General features: G+C 70.9%; 15 protein-coding genes. 4 read left to right on the forward strand and 11 right to left on the reverse strand.

Annotation, left to right across the window (positions count from 1 at the left end; all coding sequences use genetic code 11):
* Positions 1-136 precede the first annotated feature (136 nt).
* The 3 genes from D7X12_RS29530 to D7X12_RS29540 are packed head-to-tail and all read right to left on the reverse strand — an operon-like array spanning position 137 to position 4625.
* The gene (locus D7X12_RS29530; protein ID WP_120628596.1) at positions 137-1318 is read right to left on the reverse strand and encodes an O-antigen ligase family protein; all 1182 of its coding nucleotides are present in this window, start codon (positions 1316-1318) and stop codon (positions 137-139) included.
* Positions 1319-1341: 23 nt separating this feature from the next.
* The gene (locus D7X12_RS29535; RefSeq protein WP_244224853.1) at positions 1342-3465 is read right to left on the reverse strand and encodes a polysaccharide biosynthesis tyrosine autokinase; all 2124 of its coding nucleotides are present in this window, start codon (positions 3463-3465) and stop codon (positions 1342-1344) included.
* 38 nt (positions 3466-3503) lie between these two features.
* Positions 3504-4625: a polysaccharide export protein gene (locus tag D7X12_RS29540; protein ID WP_120628598.1), complete on the reverse strand. Its 1122-nt coding sequence runs from the start codon at positions 4623-4625 to the stop codon at positions 3504-3506.
* 236 nt (positions 4626-4861) lie between these two features.
* Here D7X12_RS29540 and D7X12_RS29545 point away from each other — a divergent pair, with 236 nt between their 5' ends.
* Together D7X12_RS29545 and D7X12_RS29550 are read left to right on the forward strand one after the other, a co-directional pair.
* Positions 4862-5794: a GNAT family N-acetyltransferase gene (locus tag D7X12_RS29545; protein ID WP_120628599.1), complete on the forward strand. Its 933-nt coding sequence runs from the start codon at positions 4862-4864 to the stop codon at positions 5792-5794.
* Between the two features lie 32 nt (positions 5795-5826).
* Positions 5827-6741: a hypothetical protein gene (locus D7X12_RS29550; RefSeq protein WP_120628600.1), complete on the forward strand. Its 915-nt coding sequence runs from the start codon at positions 5827-5829 to the stop codon at positions 6739-6741.
* Here D7X12_RS29550 and D7X12_RS29555 read toward each other — a convergent pair.
* The gene (locus tag D7X12_RS29555; protein WP_120628601.1) at positions 6719-7891 is read right to left on the reverse strand and encodes a zinc-dependent alcohol dehydrogenase; all 1173 of its coding nucleotides are present in this window, start codon (positions 7889-7891) and stop codon (positions 6719-6721) included. The genes D7X12_RS29550 and D7X12_RS29555 overlap by 23 nt on opposite strands.
* A gap of 173 nt (positions 7892-8064) precedes the next feature.
* Here D7X12_RS29555 and D7X12_RS29560 point away from each other — a divergent pair, with 173 nt between their 5' ends.
* The gene (locus tag D7X12_RS29560; RefSeq protein ID WP_120628602.1) at positions 8065-8346 is read left to right on the forward strand and encodes a hypothetical protein; all 282 of its coding nucleotides are present in this window, start codon (positions 8065-8067) and stop codon (positions 8344-8346) included.
* A gap of 9 nt (positions 8347-8355) precedes the next feature.
* On the opposite strand, the gene D7X12_RS29565 is transcribed toward D7X12_RS29560, so the two are convergent.
* The 3 genes from D7X12_RS29565 to D7X12_RS29570 form a co-directional block, all read right to left on the reverse strand.
* The gene (locus D7X12_RS29565; RefSeq protein WP_120628603.1) at positions 8356-9693 is read right to left on the reverse strand and encodes a hypothetical protein; all 1338 of its coding nucleotides are present in this window, start codon (positions 9691-9693) and stop codon (positions 8356-8358) included.
* Positions 9694-9813: 120 nt separating this feature from the next.
* Positions 9814-10257: a hypothetical protein gene (locus D7X12_RS42565; RefSeq protein ID WP_147443839.1), complete on the reverse strand. Its 444-nt coding sequence runs from the start codon at positions 10255-10257 to the stop codon at positions 9814-9816.
* Between the two features lie 11 nt (positions 10258-10268).
* Positions 10269-11144, reverse strand: coding sequence for an ATP-grasp domain-containing protein (locus D7X12_RS29570; RefSeq protein ID WP_120628606.1), 876 nt, complete (start codon positions 11142-11144; stop codon positions 10269-10271).
* 235 nt (positions 11145-11379) lie between these two features.
* Between D7X12_RS29570 and D7X12_RS29575 the strand changes: the two genes are divergently transcribed.
* Positions 11380-12411: a serine hydrolase domain-containing protein gene (locus D7X12_RS29575; protein ID WP_120628604.1), complete on the forward strand. Its 1032-nt coding sequence runs from the start codon at positions 11380-11382 to the stop codon at positions 12409-12411.
* A 79-nt stretch (positions 12412-12490) separates the two neighbouring features.
* Here the strand turns inward: D7X12_RS29575 and D7X12_RS43085 are convergent, their stop codons facing one another.
* From D7X12_RS43085 to D7X12_RS43090, 4 genes are all read right to left on the reverse strand, one after another.
* Entirely contained in the window at positions 12491-13630 is a 1140-nt protein-coding gene (locus D7X12_RS43085; protein ID WP_158620145.1) for a hypothetical protein, read from the reverse strand.
* Complete coding sequence (locus D7X12_RS29585; protein WP_244224854.1) at positions 13576-14043, reverse strand: phage holin family protein; 468 nt, start codon at positions 14041-14043, stop codon at positions 13576-13578. The genes D7X12_RS43085 and D7X12_RS29585 overlap by 55 nt, the downstream gene beginning before the upstream one ends.
* 10 nt (positions 14044-14053) lie before the next feature.
* Positions 14054-14488: a hypothetical protein gene (locus D7X12_RS29590; protein ID WP_120628605.1), complete on the reverse strand. Its 435-nt coding sequence runs from the start codon at positions 14486-14488 to the stop codon at positions 14054-14056.
* A gap of 188 nt (positions 14489-14676) precedes the next feature.
* A partial coding sequence (locus D7X12_RS43090) for a hypothetical protein (RefSeq protein ID WP_158620146.1) occupies positions 14677-14987 on the reverse strand: 311 nt, incomplete at its 5' end.

Consider the following 14987-nt stretch of genomic DNA (forward strand, 5'->3'; position numbering starts at 1 on the left):
TTTGGCGATATGGAAGAGGCTATGAGTGTCACTCGCCTAAACGAAACATTTATGAGTAGCACTGACTGTTGTGCCCCTAGTCAAAGGAGCAATATAATATGTTATTTTTTTTTTCAAGCAGAAGACGGCATACGAGCTAGGCTCCGGTCTCGTGGGCTCGGAGATGTGGTATAAGAGACAGGGACTGGCTGCCCAGCAGCACCAGCACCGCCGCGCCCACGGTCGCGCCGTCCAGCCCCAGGCGCCGCTTCAGCGCGGAGCGGGCGAAGGTGAGCAGCACGCCCGCGAAGAACAGCAGGCCCACGGCGCCCGTCTCGCAGAACACCTCCAGGAAGATGTTGTGCGGGTACACGCCCAGGCCCAGCGCGGGGAACGCGGCGAGCCCCGCGCCCGCCACCGGGTGGTCCTTGCCCAGCTGGAGGGCGGCCTCGTAGAGCACCTCCCGCCCGGACAGGTACACCTTGCCCTCGCCGCCGCCGCCGCCGCTTCCGCCGTCGTAGTTCAGCGTCAGCTTCAGGAAGCGCTCCTCCACGGAGCGGCGCAGCGGCTCACCCAGGGGGGTGAACGTCATCACGGTGCCCACGGCCACCGTCGCCAGCAGCGAGAGGAGCAGCAGCCGGCGCAGCGGGATGCGCGCCACCACGAGGCAGGTGGTGACGCCCGCGAGGATGGCGGCCGTGCCGCCCCGTGAGCCCGTGAGCAGCGCGAGGATGACGCCGGTGGCGGCCACCGGGATCCACAGCCAGGCCTGGCCCCGCCGCAGCCAGAAGTACAGCGCGCCCAGCGCGAGCAGGCCCATGAGCCGCGCGAAGATGTTGGGCCCGCCGCCCATCACCGCCAGCCGCGCGCCGCCGCCGCCGGACAGCAGCTGGCGCACGCCGGTGAGCGCGAGCACCGCGGTGGCCGCGACGATGATGGTCCAGAACGCGTCCAGGACGCGGGGCGCGGGCTGCCGGAGCGCGGCGAGCCCGAAGCCCACGCTCATCACCAGCACGAGCGTGAGGTCATAGACCTTCGTCAGCGCGAACGTCGCGTCCGGGGACCAGGAGGCGCTGGCGCAGAGGTAGCCGAAGAACGCCAGGAGCGCGGTGACGAGCGGCCCGTCGAAGCGCGCCTCGCCCGGCCGCGCCTCGCGCTGCGCGCGGTGCAGCAGCCCCAGGGCGGCGAGCAGCCCGCCGGCCATGACGATCCACAGCCGCAGCTCCAGGAAGGGGTTGGTCTCCACCTGCGCGGCGGCCAGCCGGTGGAAGCCCCAGCGGCCCGCGAGCACGTAGAGCGCCGCGATGCAGCCCAGGCCTGTGCGTCGGATCCATCTCACGGGGGTGGGCCTCCAGGGGGGCTTCAGCTGTCGGCGGGGTACTCGTACTGGTAGATGCCGCTCACCGCGCGGCCCCTCCGGGAGCGCGGCACTCCGTTGAGGACGACGCCCCGCACGGGGACGCCGTTCACTTCCAGCTGGTGCAGCGCGGACGTCACCTCCCTCAAGGGGTGGGCGCCGGCGCGCACCACCGCGAGCCCCACGCTCGCGTGCCGGCCCACGAGCGCCGCGTCCGTCACCGCGAGGATGGACGGCGTGTCGAAGAGGACCACCTCGTAGCGGGCGGACAGCTGCGCCACGAGCCCGGCGAACCGGGGCTGGGACAGCAGCTCCGCAGGGGCGGGAGGAAGTTCGCCCGCGCCCAGGAACGACAGCCCGGGGCCCACGTCCGCCAGCACGGCCTGCTCCAGCGGAAGGGTGCCGCGCAGGAGTTCTGAGAGGCCGGAGGGGCGCGCGTCCTGGAAGCAGCGGTGGAGCCAGCCTCCGCGCAGGTTCGCGTCCACCAGGAGGACGCGCTGGCCGGACTCCGCCAGCACCCAGGCGAGGTTGAGGGCGACGAAGGACGTGCCCACGCCGGGGCTCGTCCCGGTGAGGGCCACGACGTTGCCGGGGGCGTCCTTCAGCGCCCGCTGGAGCCGGGTCCGCAGGGCGCGCACGCTCTCCGTGGTCGGGTCGCGGGGGCGGGTGCGCGCGAGGATGCCAGGCGTGTCGCTGGCGCGGTCCGGCCCCAGGGGGAGGCTCGCGAAGACGGGCACCGCGAGCGCGGCCTCCAGCGCGGCGGGACTGGACACGCCCTGGTGGAGCGCCTGGCGCGTGAAGGCGAGCGCGACGCCCAGCACCAGCCCCAGCACGAGGCTGACCGCGAACACGTCCGGCTTCACGGGGCGCACCGGGGTGCGCGGCACCACGGGCGCGTCGATGATGCGCGCGTTGGTGATGGTGCTCGACTTGAGCACCCGGTACTCCTGGGCCTTGTTGTGCAGCTGGAGGTACAGCTCGTTGGCGACCTTCACGTCGCGCGTGAGCTGGGCGGACACCAGCTCCGCGTTGGGCATGCCCTTGAGCTGGGTGGTGAGCAGGGCCCGCTCCGCGCGCAGGCGCGCCAGCTTGTTGCCGGTGGCGATGATGAGCGGGTGGTGTTCGGTGAAGCGCTGCCGCAGCTCCGAGCGCTCCAGGGACAGCTCGGAGATGGTCTTCTCCAGGTCCGCGCTGCGGTTCACGATGGCCTGGGCCTCCAGCCCCAGGTCCACGCTGCCCTTGCCCGTGCGGTAGTCGCGCAGCGCCGTCTCCGCGCGCTCCAGGCCCTGGCGCAGGCCGGGCAGCTGGCTGTCCAGGAACGTCAGCGTCCGGCCGGCCTCCTCGCTGCGGCGCTCGACGTTGCTCAGGACATACGCCTCCGCGACCGCCTGGAGCGTCGCGGTCGCCAGCGCCGCGTCCGGCCCCTCCAGGGCCACGGTGAGGACGCCGGTGCCGGGGCCCTTCTCGCTCATGCGCAGCGCGCGCTGGAGCTCCTCCACCGCCGCGAGCCGCGAGCGCCGCATCAGCCGGAAGTGCGTCCCCGGCCGGGCGTGCAGCTCGTTGACGAGCAGCTCCACCTCCGGCCTGGAGTCCGTCGGCGTGGTGGCGGTGGTGCCCGCTTCACCGCGCAGCAGCACGCGCGCCTCGGCGTCCTGAAGCGTGTACGCGCCGGAAGCCTCCGCCACGAGCGTGAGCGGCAGGTCCTCCAGCTCCGGCGGCACGTTCAGCCGCTCCACCCGGATGCGCTCCCCGCCCCAGGCGTAGGCGCCCTGGCCCCAGGGCGCGGTCGCCAGCTCCGGGCCGTCATGCGCGCGGGCCAGCGCGGCGCCGAGCACCGGGAAGTACACGGGCCGGGCGGACACCTCCAGCCGCAGCCCGTCCACCACGCGGCCCAGCAGCGCCCGCGAACCGATGACCTCAATCTCTGTCGCCGCGACGCTCGGCGCGTCGGAGAGCAGCTCGTCCAGCTGGCCCAGGCTGCTGCCCTTCTGCTCGATTTGAAGCACCGCGTTCGCGCGATACACCGGCGGGGTGGTGACCAGGTACAGCCCGCCCAGGGTGAGCGTGAGCCCGACCATGGCGGCAATGGACCTGCGGCGCTCGAGCAGGACGCCCAGGTGTCCGCTCAATCCCAATTCATCATCCTGTGGGCCGGGAGAGGTGCGCGTCATGGGTTGTCGATGATGATGGTTCTGTCTCCGATATCCACTGCCTGCCAGAGCAACTGAACTGTTGGCTGGATCTGCTCGATGATGCGGTTCCAGCGTGTCAAGTCGTGCGCGGAGACGAAGACAACGTCGCGGGGTTGTAATTGGAACTGCGCCGCGAGGAGCAGCGCGTCCGGCGACTTCGCGTCGAGCTTGAAGATGGACGGCTTGTCGAAGTTCCCCCGGATGACATAGACGCGCTCCGGGTTGGAGGTGAGCGGGTCGAAGCCCTCGCTGTCATTGATGGCCTCCGCGAGCGTCATCCGCCCCTTCACCATGATGCGGGAGGAGGGCTTGCGGACCTCGCCCATCACGAAGACCTTGTTGCGGCTGCGGTCCGCGACATTGATGATGTCTCCGTCGCGCAGCAGCCAGTTCTGGCTCACGTCGCCCTGTTCGTAGAGGGCCTGCAGGTCCAGCGTGAAGGTGGTGCCCCCCCGGCTGAGGGTGACGGCGCGCAGGTCGGCCTCCTGGGAGAAGCCGCGCGCCTGGCTGATGGCGTCCTGCACGCGCAGGGGAACGTCGGTGATGGGCAGGCTCCCGGGCGCCACCACCTCGCCCGTCACCTGGACCTTCTGCCCCCGGAAGCCCACCACGCGCACGTCCAGTTGGGGCCGCTCGATGACGGCGGACAGCCGCTGCGTGAGCAGCTCGCGGATGTCGCGCAGGGTCTTGCCCGCGACGGGGAGGGTGCCCACGTGGGGGTAGAACATCGTCCCGTCCGCCGCCACCGGGTGGCCGGTGGCCTCCGGGGAGCGGAACTCGCCCGCGGGGATGGTGAGCTCCGGGTGGTCCCAGACGATGACGCTGAGCACGTCATGCGCCGTCACCCGGTAGTCGTAGTCCGCGGCGACCTGCGCCAGCGGATCCTTCAGGGGGGCGGGACGCGCCTGCCGGCGGGCCTCCTGCTGCTGGCCCAGCAGGGCCGCGTCGATGGGGATGATGTCGAAGGCGCCGTCGGCGCCCGCGTCTGCCTTTCCGGCATGCCGCTCCCGGAAGGCATCCTCGTCCATCTGCATGCCGGGGCCCCAGGCGCATGCGCTCAGGCATGACACCAGGAGTATCAACAGGGTGTGCTTCATTGAGAGGAATTCTTCGTGCCTTGTGCTGCACGCGTAAACCCATCCGCCGGCCAGGTGTCCGGAAGGTGTCCGGAAGACGTTAGGGGCCGGAGGCGAGACAACACATGTCCTGCCCTGGAGGGCTGGGCGCGCCCTTTCGGTAGGAATCAGGACACCCCCGCTGCACTCCGGGGGCCGGTGACGGCGCCGTGAATCAGGGCCATACCCTGTCACCGTCTCGCGAGAGGACCCCCGACATGAAGCCAGCGATCCCGTGGAGAGCCGTCCTCGTCCCCGACCAGGGGCAGCGCGCCTGCACCGCGGACTATTTCCGTTCGGAGCAGCACCTGCGCGCGGAAGGGGTGACGCACAGCCTCATCGTGGAGGACGGCGAGGGCCGCGCGCTGCGGGTGCCGCTCATCGTGCGGCCCATTGAAGGGACGTCGTACCGGGACGCGGTGTCCCCTTCCGGGTTCCCCGGCGCGGAGCTGAACGGGCTGCGCGAGGTGCCGCCGGACGCCATCGACTGGCGGGGCACGGAGCTGGTCAGCCTCTTCGTGCGCGACCGCATTGGCGGGCCGCGCTGCTTCGCGGGCGGCACGCTCCGCTCCGAGGTGTGCCTCATCGACAGCCGCCAGCCGCTGACGTTCCGCGCCGACCATGCCGCGGACATCCGCCGCAACATGCGGCTGGGCTATGCCAGCACGTGCGTCCCGGTGCGGGAGTCCTCCCCGGAGCAGCGCGAGGGGCTCAAGCAGGTCTACCGGCAGACCCTGGCCCGGACTGACGCGGGGGAGCGGCGCGCCCTCACGGACGCCTGGTTCGACGAGGTGTTCACCTGCGACTTCGCCTGGCTCGTCACCACGCGCGCCCCGGATGGCGCCGTGGCCTCCTGCGCCCTCGCCGTCCTCAGTGACGGCCTGCTGCACCACTTCCTCGGGGGCACGGCGGACGCGTACCTGGCGCACGCGCCCGAGAAGAATGAGCTCCCGGTGCTGGTGGAGCTGTCCGCGAAGCTGGAGGCCCCCGTGCACCTGTCCAGCGGGGTGCGGCCGAAAGACGGCTTCGCCAACGCGACCTCGTGTTTCTACACGCACGAGCTCATCTGCGACCCCGAAGCGTACGCCCCCCTGTCCCGGGGCCACGCGGGCGCGGGCTTCTTCCCCGCCTACCGCGCGCCCCGTGCCTGATGTTCCCTTGAGTCTGTCCTGGAAGGACTTCCATGCTCCTGTCGCTTCCCCAGCTCCGTGACTCCGACGAGGCCCGCTTCTCGTGCCTCACGGAGCGCGAGCTCGCTGAACGCCGCCGCGAAGAGGGTGCTCTCGTCATCTCCCACCGGGGGCGCTACTGGGAGCAGTCGGGCGCGCCCGGCTACTTCCAACCCGTGCACCTGCTGTCCCGGCTGGCGCCGCCCGAGGCCACGTTCCCCTCCATGCTGTGCTGGGGCTTCCGGGCGGCGCTGACGCCGGAGACGGCGCACGAGGCCAACGGCACGCTTCCCGTGGTGCGGCTGAAGGACCTGGACAGCTATGACACAAGCCGGCTGTCCTCGAACCGGCGCAACAAGCTGAGGAAGGCCCAGCGCCTGGTGCGCATCGTCCAGCTCACCGGGCCCGCGCTCCTGCTGGAGCAGGGCTATGGCGTGGTACGGGATGCCCTGGCGAGGACGCGCCACAAGCGGACGCCCACGCAGGAGGAGTACTTCCGGAACGCGCGGAAGTACTTCCTCAACGACCACTGGTGCGTGCTCGCCGGTTTGATTGACGGCAAGCTCGGCGGCTACATGGACGGCTACGTGGTGGACGGCGTCGCGTACGGCGTCAGCGCGTACTACGCCACCTGGGCGCTGCCGGCGAACATCTCCACCGGACTGAGCTACGAGTTCGCGCAGGTCTGCCGCCGGCTCCCGGGCGTCCGGACACTCGTGGGCGGGCTCCACGCCCCCGAGGCGACCCAGTTGGGCCAGTTCAAGGACGACCTGGGCTACATCGTGGATCCGGTGCCCATCCGCTGGGGGATGAACCCGCTCGCGCAGGCCCTCATCCGCTGGCGCCGTCCGCACGCGTACTACCGGCTGACGGGAAGGGCCCTGGCCCCGGCGCAGGAGCCGGTGGCTACGGCGACATCACGACCTTGATGCAGCCGTCTTCCTTGTCGCGGAACTTCTTGTAGAGCGTGGGCGCGTCCGACAGCTTCGCGCGGTGGGTGATGAGCCGCGTCGGGTCGATGGCGCCGGACTGGATCTTCTCCAGCAGGGGGCGGGTGTAGCGGTGCGTGTGCGTCTGCCCCGTCTTCATCGTCAGGCCCTTGTTGACGAAGGCGCCGAAGGGGATCTTGTCCAGGAAGCCGATGTAGACGCCCGGGACGGAGACCGTCCCGCCCTTGCGGCAGCAGTGGATGGCCTGGCGCAGCGCGTGCGGCCGGTCCGTGGCCAGCTTCACCGCCGCCTTCGCCTTGTCGATGACCGCGTCGAGGCTGCCGGTGCCGTGGGCCTCGGCGCCCACGGAGTCGATGCAGCGGTCCGGGCCCCGGCCCTTCGTCATTTCGTTGAGGGTGTCGAAGACATCCTGTTTCGTGAAGTCGAGGGTCTCCGCCTTGCCCCAGGAGCGCGCCAGCTCCAGCCGCTCCGGCACGTGGTCGATGGCGATGACGCGGCCCGCGCCGAACATCCACGCGCTCTGGATGGCGAACTGGCCCACGGGGCCGCAGCCCCACACCGCCACGGTGTCGCCCTTCTCCATCTCGCAGTTCTCCGCCGCCATGTAGCCGGTGGGGAAGATGTCCGTGAGGAAGAGCACCTGGTCCTCGGTGAGGCCCTCCGGAATCTTGAGGGGGCCTACGTCCGCGTACGGCACGCGCACGTACTCGGCCTGGCCTCCGGGGAAGCCGCCCAGCATGTGTGAGTAGCCGAAGAGGCCGGAGGGCGAATAGCCCATCACCTTCGCGGCCATCTCCGCGTTGCGGTTGGAGCGGTCGCACAGCGAGAAGAGCGTCTTCTTGCAGAAGAAGCACTCACCGCACGCGATGTTGAAGGGGACGATGACCCGGTCGCCCTTCTTGAGCTTCGTCACGCTCGCGCCGGTCTCCACCACCTCGCCCATGAACTCATGGCCGAGCACGTCGCCGCTCTTCATGGTCGGCATGTAGCCGTCCAGCAGGTGCAGGTCCGAGCCACAGATGGCGGTGCGGGTGACGCGGATGATGGCGTCCCGGGCGTCCTCGATCTTCGGGTCGGGGGCCGTTTCGTAGCGGACGTCACCGTGTCCATGCCAGCAGATGGCTTTCATCGAGCGCGCTGCTCCTTGTGGAGGGAGGGAAGGCTTTGGCGAAAAGTTGGGGTCGCCTTCACAAGGGGGCCAAGGGACGGGCCCCATGGCCTGACTGCCTGACTGGCTTTCGGGGGGCCAGCCGGGCGGTCCGTTCAAGGCCGCGGGTCCGGTAAGAACAGGGCCGCGCCCGGATGATCCGCTCGTCCGTCTACGGCACGGCCGCGAAGGTCTCCCTGGGTGCGGTGCCCTCAGGGACCTACGACGTCTTCCTGCATGTCTGGGAGGACAACGCGACGAAGACGTTCGACGTGCGGGCCGAGGGCGTGCTCGTGCAGGACGACTACGTGAGCGGCGCGCCCGGCGCGTGGAAGCGCCTGGGGCCGTGGGTCGTCTCCGTCACGGACGGCACCCTGGACCTGGTGACCTCCGGAGGCACGGCCAACCTGTCCGGCCTCGAGGTCTACCACCACTGAGGCGGTCGCTTACGGAGGGCCGGTCTGCGTCGTCGTCTCCTGCGCGCCATTGCCCAGGCGTTGCTTGAGGGCGTCCCAGCCCTTGCTGCCCGCCTCCCGGGCGCGGTCGAGCGTCTCGCCCGCGCCCTGGGCCACCTCCTCCGGGGTGAGCGTCGCGGTGCCCTGGCGCACGCGGTCCATCCAGAGGAGCGGGGCGTAGAGCTGCTTCGCGCGCTCGGGCCCGAGCGCCACGGTGAGCACGTGCTCCAGGCCGCCCGCGCGCGCCAGCAGCGCCCGTCCCAACAGGAGGCCCGCGCGCGCCTGCTGGAACACCGGGAGGCTGTCGCCGTGGTGGCGCAGGGCCTCCGCGCTGTCGTGCACCTCACGCCGCTCCGTCTCCTCCAGGAAGGGGCTGGCCGCGAGCTTGTCCAACGACGCCGCGGCCTCGTCGTAGCGCCCGCGCCGCGAGTGGATGAAGGCCCAGCCCCACCACGTCAGCTCGTTCTCCACGCCCAGCGTCTGGAGCGAGCGCAGCCCCTGTTCGATGTCGTCCTCCGCGGGGCGGTCGCGCTTCAGGGCCATGCGGTTCCACGCGCGCAGGAAGTGCCCGGCGGCGAGCACCGTCTCGCGCGACTGCGCGGGGGTGGCGCCCCTGATGGAGATGAAGTCCTCGGGAGGCATGCGCTCGGTCTCCGCGAGGAAGGCGGTGAGCTCCTCCTCGGCCGCGTAGTGGTAGCCGGCCTGACAGAAGGCGAGCCCCCGGTTGGCCTGCACCGCCAGGCGCAGGAGCGGGGGCCACGCGGGGTTCGGCGTGGCGCGCGACAGCTCGTAGAAGACGAGCTCCGTGGAGGGGATGCGGCCGGCCTTCGCGGCCTTGTCGAGCACGAGCCACGCGGTGGCGACCAGCGCGTGCTCCTGGCCCGCGTCGTAGGCGGGCAGGGGCAGGGGCGCGCCGGGCACCCACTTGGACCACAGCAGCGGGAACTCGTCCTCGTCGCGTGTCTGGAGCGTCTTGCGCGCCTTGTAGAAGGCCACGCCCAGGTCCAGGTACGTGCGGGCCGCGTCGCGGGTCGCCTCGTCGGTGAGGGGCTTGTCGGGCAGGGCGCGCGTCGCGGCCAGCGCCTTCCAGAGCTGGGCGACCTCCTCCGGCGCTCCGGCTTCACCGTTCGCGCGCAGGGTGAGCTTGAAGGCGCGGTAGGGCAGGAGCGTGACGGAGTCGCGCATGCGCTCTTCAATCTCCGCGCGCTCCTTCGCGGCGCGCTCGGCGTCGGTCATCCGGCAGCCTCCGCACGCGGTGAGCCCCACGAGGAAGAGGGCGGCGAGCCGGTTGCGCAGGGACCCACGGGGGAGACAGGAAGCGACCTTCATGCCGCGGAGCGTATCACCCGGCGGTCCGTGGGCTCAGGGTGTACAGCCGGTTGAGTTCCTGGCCGTAGCTGTAGGCATACGCCTCCCCACGGGCGCTCATGACGAAGGCATCAATCCCTTTCAGGCCCAGCGCGGGTGGGTTGACCTCCGCGTGCGGGACGGAGTGCCCGGTGGCGAGCTCCACGCGCCGGACGCGCAGCGGGACCTCCGTGCCCCGGACGAACAGCGCGGCGCGAGCGGGCCGCGCCCCGTGTAGCCCGCGATGCGCGGTGGCGCTCCGTCCTGTCCGACGAGGAGCCGCGCGCGCAGCACCTGTCGCACCTCGTCCAGGAAGTCTTCCGAGGCGTCCACCCGGCGCACGGACGGGAGGACCTCCTGGAGGATGTGTTTGTCGAAGGCCGGGAGCCCCGCCGCATCCCCCCGCGCGGCGGCATGGGCGAGGGAGAGCTCGGCCAGGTGCTCCGGCCGGGCCCCACCCGAACGGCGCAGGGCTTCGACGTGGGAGGCGAACGTCCCTGGATCGACTTCAATCCCAGGCCATGTCTCGAAGCGCTGCTCGCTCACGCCGCGGAAGCCTACAGCAGCGCGGCGAAGAGTTCGCGCGGATCCAGGCCGGGCGGGAGGCCGGAGACGCCGCCGTCGTTCACCTCCACCACGGCCCAGCCGCCGTCCTCGAGCATCGCGACGTCCAGGGTGAAGAAGGGGGAGGGGATGCGCCGGCCGAGCGGCTCGAAGGCGGTGAAGTCGGGAACCTCCACGTCGAACTCATGGTACGGCTCCGCGGCAATCAACCGGCCCTTGCCGAAGAAGAGGCGGAACTCCAGGTGCGCGGGCCCCGTGGGCGTCCGGCCGTAGACCTTGAGCGGCAGGAAGCGGCGGACCACGAAGCCCCGCTCGAAGCGGTCGCCGCGCTCGTCGAGCAGGTTGGCGCAGGTGCGCTCGAAGTCCTCGCGCGTGGCGCCGGCCGGGACGAAGCAGGCCTCCGCCCAGCGCTCCTTCGCGGACTTCACATGGTCCTTCACGATCCACGGCGGTGGCCCCAGCACTCGCGCCGCATGCCATGCCTCGGTGGCGTCCGTCCCTTCCGTCCAGACGGAGCGCGCGGTGTAGCCGGCGAGGCGCGGATACCAGTGGGGGAGGTAGTTCGCGGCGGCGTACTGCTCGGGGGTCGTCATCAACCGGTGCCCGAGCGCCTGGACGGCTTCGTCGAGCGCGCCGTACTCCTCCTCCGTGAGCATCCAGCCGCGGTAGAGCAACCGGAGGCGTCCCCGCTCCGGCACGCCCGCGAGCGCCCGCGACGCATCGCCTGACAGGAGGGCGGAGAGGTCCGCCTGATAGGTGTCGACTCCCAGCGCCTCGGCGGCGTCGGCCTCCACGTCGAACGTGTCCGACTGGTGCGGGTTGCGTCCGAACAGCAGGGCATTCGCGGTTCGTGCCACGGAACGGGGCATGGGCATGGGCATCCACGGGCCTTTCGTGTGGGGTGGCTTGAGGCCCGTGCCTGACGCGAAAGGGGACAGCGCCTGACACGGCCACGGCGAACGCCAGCAGGGGCGGTCGCGGGCAGCATGTCGGCGGGAGGAGTCCTTCCAGCAGGTGGACGCCCGCGCATGGCAATGCCTGACACGGCGATTTCCACGAGGCTTGCCACGCGGGGCAGGGGACCCGTAAGAGCCCCAGCACCCCATGCCGACTCCCTCCGAACTCCTCCTCGCGGAGACGCGGCGCTACCTGCGCGGCTACCGCTCCGCGTCGCTGTGCGCGGGCCTCACCCACCAGGGCACGCACCACGTGCAGGCGCTGCGCGGCAAGGGGCTCCCTCCCGCGCAGGACGCGGTGTTCTCCCTGGGCGCGCTCACGGAGGTCTTCACGACGGCGCTGCTCGCGGTGATGGTGGACCGGCGGGAGTTGCGGCTGGACACGCCGCTGTCGGAGCTGATCCCCCGGGCGCTCCTGGTCGACGAGGTCGCGGGCCGCATCACGCTGGAGCAGCTCGCGACGCACACCTCCGGCCTGCCGCACCTGCCGCCCAACCTGGGCGCGGCGGCGCAGAACCCGGAGGACCCCTTCGGCCACTACTCCGCGGGCCTCTTCGGTGAGTTCCTCCGCGGCTACCACCCCACGCGTCCGCCGCCGCACCCCTCCGCCGAGTCCTTCCTGGGCATGGGCGTGCTCGGCCATGCGCTCTCCCGGCGCGCGGGCCTGAACTACGGGCACGCGCTGCGGGACCTGTTCTGCAAGCCGCTGGGGCTCGTGGACACGACGGCGAGGGTCACCGACGAGCAGGCCCCCCGGCTGCTCTCCGGGCACACCGCGCGCGGCAAGCCGGTGGCTCCGTGGACCTTCCCCGCGCTTCCCGGAGCGGGCGCGCTGCACTCCACCGTGGGAGACCTGCTGCGCTTCCTCGACGCGAACCTCGGCCGGGGTGAGCCGGGGCTCGTGCGCGCGTTGAAGCTGACGCAGGTACCGCGCGTGGACGCAGGGCACGTGCGCCGGGGCCTGGGCTGGAACATCTCCCAGGTGCGCGGGCACGCGGTGCTCTGGCGCTCGTCGGTGATGGGGGGCTTCGTGGGGTTCCTGGGGTTCGCGCCGGCGGCGGACGCAGGGGTCGCGCTCCTCGCGGACCACGGCTGGTCGCTGTTCGCGGCGCTGCGCGGGCGCGTCCCGCTGGAGGCGCCCGGCCTCGCGCTGCTCTCCCGACTGCTACCGCTCCCCTGAGGAGGGGCGCCCGGGCAGGAGACATCAGGCCCGGGACACCCCTCGCTTCAGGTGATTCATGCCTTCTTTCAAGCGCTGCTCAGTGCACCTTGGGGGCAATCTGATCCAGCGGCGGCAGCGGCGGGATTCCGGCGCTGGTGCCCATCGAGGTGGGGCCGGCGAGGGCCGTCTCTTCTTCCTGGTCCTGCGACGCGTCGCTGCCTTCCAGCTTCTGGCTCACCTGGTCACCCAGCTGCGACAGGCCTTCCTGCGCGCGGCGCCTGGCGGGCTCCAGGAGCTGGCGTTCCTTGTTGGACACGGGCAGGAGGCTCGCGGTCAGCATGCCGAGGGCCACCGCGCCGAGCGCGAGCGCCAGGGGCTGCTCCTCGAGGGCCCGGTCGTACCACTCCGAGGTGCGCCCACGGAGCTGCTGGCCCGACGGCACGCGCTCACGCAGGTGCGAGGCGCGCTCGCGCACCCGGTCGCTGGCGTCATGCATGCGTCCGCGCACGGTGTCGGCCGCGCCATGGACGCGCTCCCGCACGGTGTCCGCCGCGCCGGCCACGCGCTCCTTCACGCCTTCCGTGGTGCTGCCCACGGACTCCTTCGCCGAGCTCAGCGCGTCCGTCGCGCGCTCCTTGAGGTTCGCGCCCTCGCTGCCGCGCTCACCGATGTCCGCGTTGTACCCGGGAGCGGTGTTGTACTCAGGGTAGGGGATGTCCCGGCCCGACCCGTAGGCGCCGTAGCGCTCCGACTCCGCGTAGCGCTCATCGCGCCCGTAGTAGCGCACCGGCACGCGCTCGTAGCCCTGGACCCGGTAGCCGCGGTCGTCATGGCCGCGCTCGTCGTAGCCGTGGCGCTCCTCGATGCGGGACTTGAAGGCCCGCTTCATCAACATGGACCCCACTCCCGCGCCCAGCAGCGCGCCCAGCAATCCCAGCCCACGGGGTGTGCGGGTGGCCTCATCCGTCCATTCATGACTCTTGCGCATCGCCGTCTCCTTTGCGTGTGATTTCCAGTCGAGCACCTTCTCCCGGGCCTGCTGCTTCAGCTCGTCGCGCTTCTCCTGGGCGAGGTGCTTCGCGTGCTCCGTCACCTCTTCCTTCTTCTCGAGCGCGAACTCCTTCGCGCGGGCCTTCAGCAGCTCGGGGTTCGCGCGGCGGCCGAGCTCCTCCGCCAGCACGCTCATGCGTGCCCGTGCATCTGCGATTTCGCGGAGCGCATCGTCGTGCTCGCCCATTGGCTGTCCTCCTTGAGGGTCTGGATGGTCTTTCGCGGCGCGTGGACCGCCTTCAGTCGCTTCGCTCCCACCATGGCGATGCCCGCGCCCGCGGCGAGCAGCAGCACGGTGACCAGCAGGGCGCTGCCCCACAGCGGCATCACCTCCGCGAGCGCGATGACCAGGAAGGCCACCAACGCCATGGCGCCAAGGAAGAGCACCACGCCTCCCGCGGCGAGCATCCCGCCCCCGGCGGCGGCCTTCTTGGCCTCGGAGCGCATCTCCGTGCGCGCGAGCGTGAACTCCGCCCGCAGCAGGTGTTTGCCCTGCTCGAGGAATTCAGAGACCAGGGTGCCGAGCGGTTGCTCGCCCAGCTGCCCGGTATCCCTGCCGCCGTCCTGATCAAGACGGGTTCTTGAGGAATAGGTTTCCATGGTTCACCCCTCAGGCCTTGAGGAAGCGCGCGGCGACGAAGCCGAGCAGTGCACAGCCCGCCAGCGCCACCGCGGGCCGCTCGCGCATCCGCGTCTGGGCCTGCCGCAGAAGCTCCTCGGTGGAGTTCTGCTCCAGGGTATCGGACGCCTTGCGCACGAAGCCCACGGCGCTGCCGATGAGCTGCTGCGGAACCTGCACGTCACCCTGGGATGAGATGGATTCGAGCTGCCTGGCGAAGCCGTTCAGGCTCTCCACCAACGCACCCTTGCGCGAGTCCACCTGGGAGAAGGCGCGCTGGCGCGTCAGGCCGCCAATGCGCTTCACCTGCTCCTTCCCCTCCTGCTTGAAGCCTGCGCGGTCACCCGCCATCGACGACGACGCGGACTGGCCCTCATTGTAGAAGCCAGGGTTCTTCAGACGTTCCTCTTCCATGATGCTGCCCATGTCGCAACCTCCTCTGGCGTGATTGGCTCATGTATTCCGTTGCACGACTGCCCATGAAGCTATGCAATCGGACGTGGCCTGCCTTGAGGGGTATGCGCGCCGGCCGCAGAGCAGGCATGGGACGGGCCCAGGCCACTGCTCCTTGCGGGGAATAACGCGGCGCTCCTGGGCCTGGGTCCAGGGGGGCTTCAGGGAATGCTGAAGCGGTACGTCTGAATGGCGCCCGAGGCTTCCATCTCGAAGTCCCGCACGTTCTTGGGCGAGCCGCGCTCGGTGCGCTGGGCGAGCTTGAAGTCGCCGGTGCCGTTGCGGGTCTGGAAGCGGAACTCGTACTGACCCGGTTCGGTGGGGAGCGTGAGGGTCGCCATCTTCGACACCGAGAGGTTGACGAAGCCTGCCAGGGGTTCGCCGTCCGCACGGCGCACGAAGCCGATGGCGCGCAGGAAGGGCGAGCCGCCGGTGAGGACGAGGTATTGGGTTTCGGCGGCGGGGACGGGGG

Source organism: Corallococcus sicarius (genome assembly GCF_003611735.1).
In the GTDB taxonomy this organism is placed as follows: domain Bacteria; phylum Myxococcota; class Myxococcia; order Myxococcales; family Myxococcaceae; genus Corallococcus; species Corallococcus sicarius.

What these genes read in the sequence shown, in the direction of transcription:
- D7X12_RS29575 (WP_120628604.1), top strand. Translation starts at nt 11,380, where the DNA reads ATGCCGACTCCCTCCGAACTCCTCCTCGCGGAGACGCGGCGCTACCTG.
- D7X12_RS29545 (WP_120628599.1), top strand. Translation starts at nt 4,862, where the DNA reads ATGAAGCCAGCGATCCCGTGGAGAGCCGTCCTCGTCCCCGACCAGGGG.
- D7X12_RS29555 (WP_120628601.1), bottom strand. Translation starts at nt 7,891, where the DNA reads ATGAAAGCCATCTGCTGGCATGGACACGGTGACGTCCGCTACGAAACG.
- D7X12_RS29550 (WP_120628600.1), top strand. Translation starts at nt 5,827, where the DNA reads ATGCTCCTGTCGCTTCCCCAGCTCCGTGACTCCGACGAGGCCCGCTTC.
- D7X12_RS29590 (WP_120628605.1), bottom strand. Translation starts at nt 14,488, where the DNA reads ATGGGCAGCATCATGGAAGAGGAACGTCTGAAGAACCCTGGCTTCTAC.
- D7X12_RS43085 (WP_158620145.1), bottom strand. Translation starts at nt 13,630, where the DNA reads ATGGGCGAGCACGACGATGCGCTCCGCGAAATCGCAGATGCACGGGCA.
- D7X12_RS29540 (WP_120628598.1), bottom strand. Translation starts at nt 4,625, where the DNA reads ATGAAGCACACCCTGTTGATACTCCTGGTGTCATGCCTGAGCGCATGC.
- D7X12_RS29585 (WP_244224854.1), bottom strand. Translation starts at nt 14,043, where the DNA reads ATGGAAACCTATTCCTCAAGAACCCGTCTTGATCAGGACGGCGGCAGG.
- D7X12_RS29565 (WP_120628603.1), bottom strand. Translation starts at nt 9,693, where the DNA reads ATGAAGGTCGCTTCCTGTCTCCCCCGTGGGTCCCTGCGCAACCGGCTC.
- D7X12_RS29560 (WP_120628602.1), top strand. Translation starts at nt 8,065, where the DNA reads ATGATCCGCTCGTCCGTCTACGGCACGGCCGCGAAGGTCTCCCTGGGT.
- D7X12_RS29570 (WP_120628606.1), bottom strand. Translation starts at nt 11,144, where the DNA reads ATGCCCCGTTCCGTGGCACGAACCGCGAATGCCCTGCTGTTCGGACGC.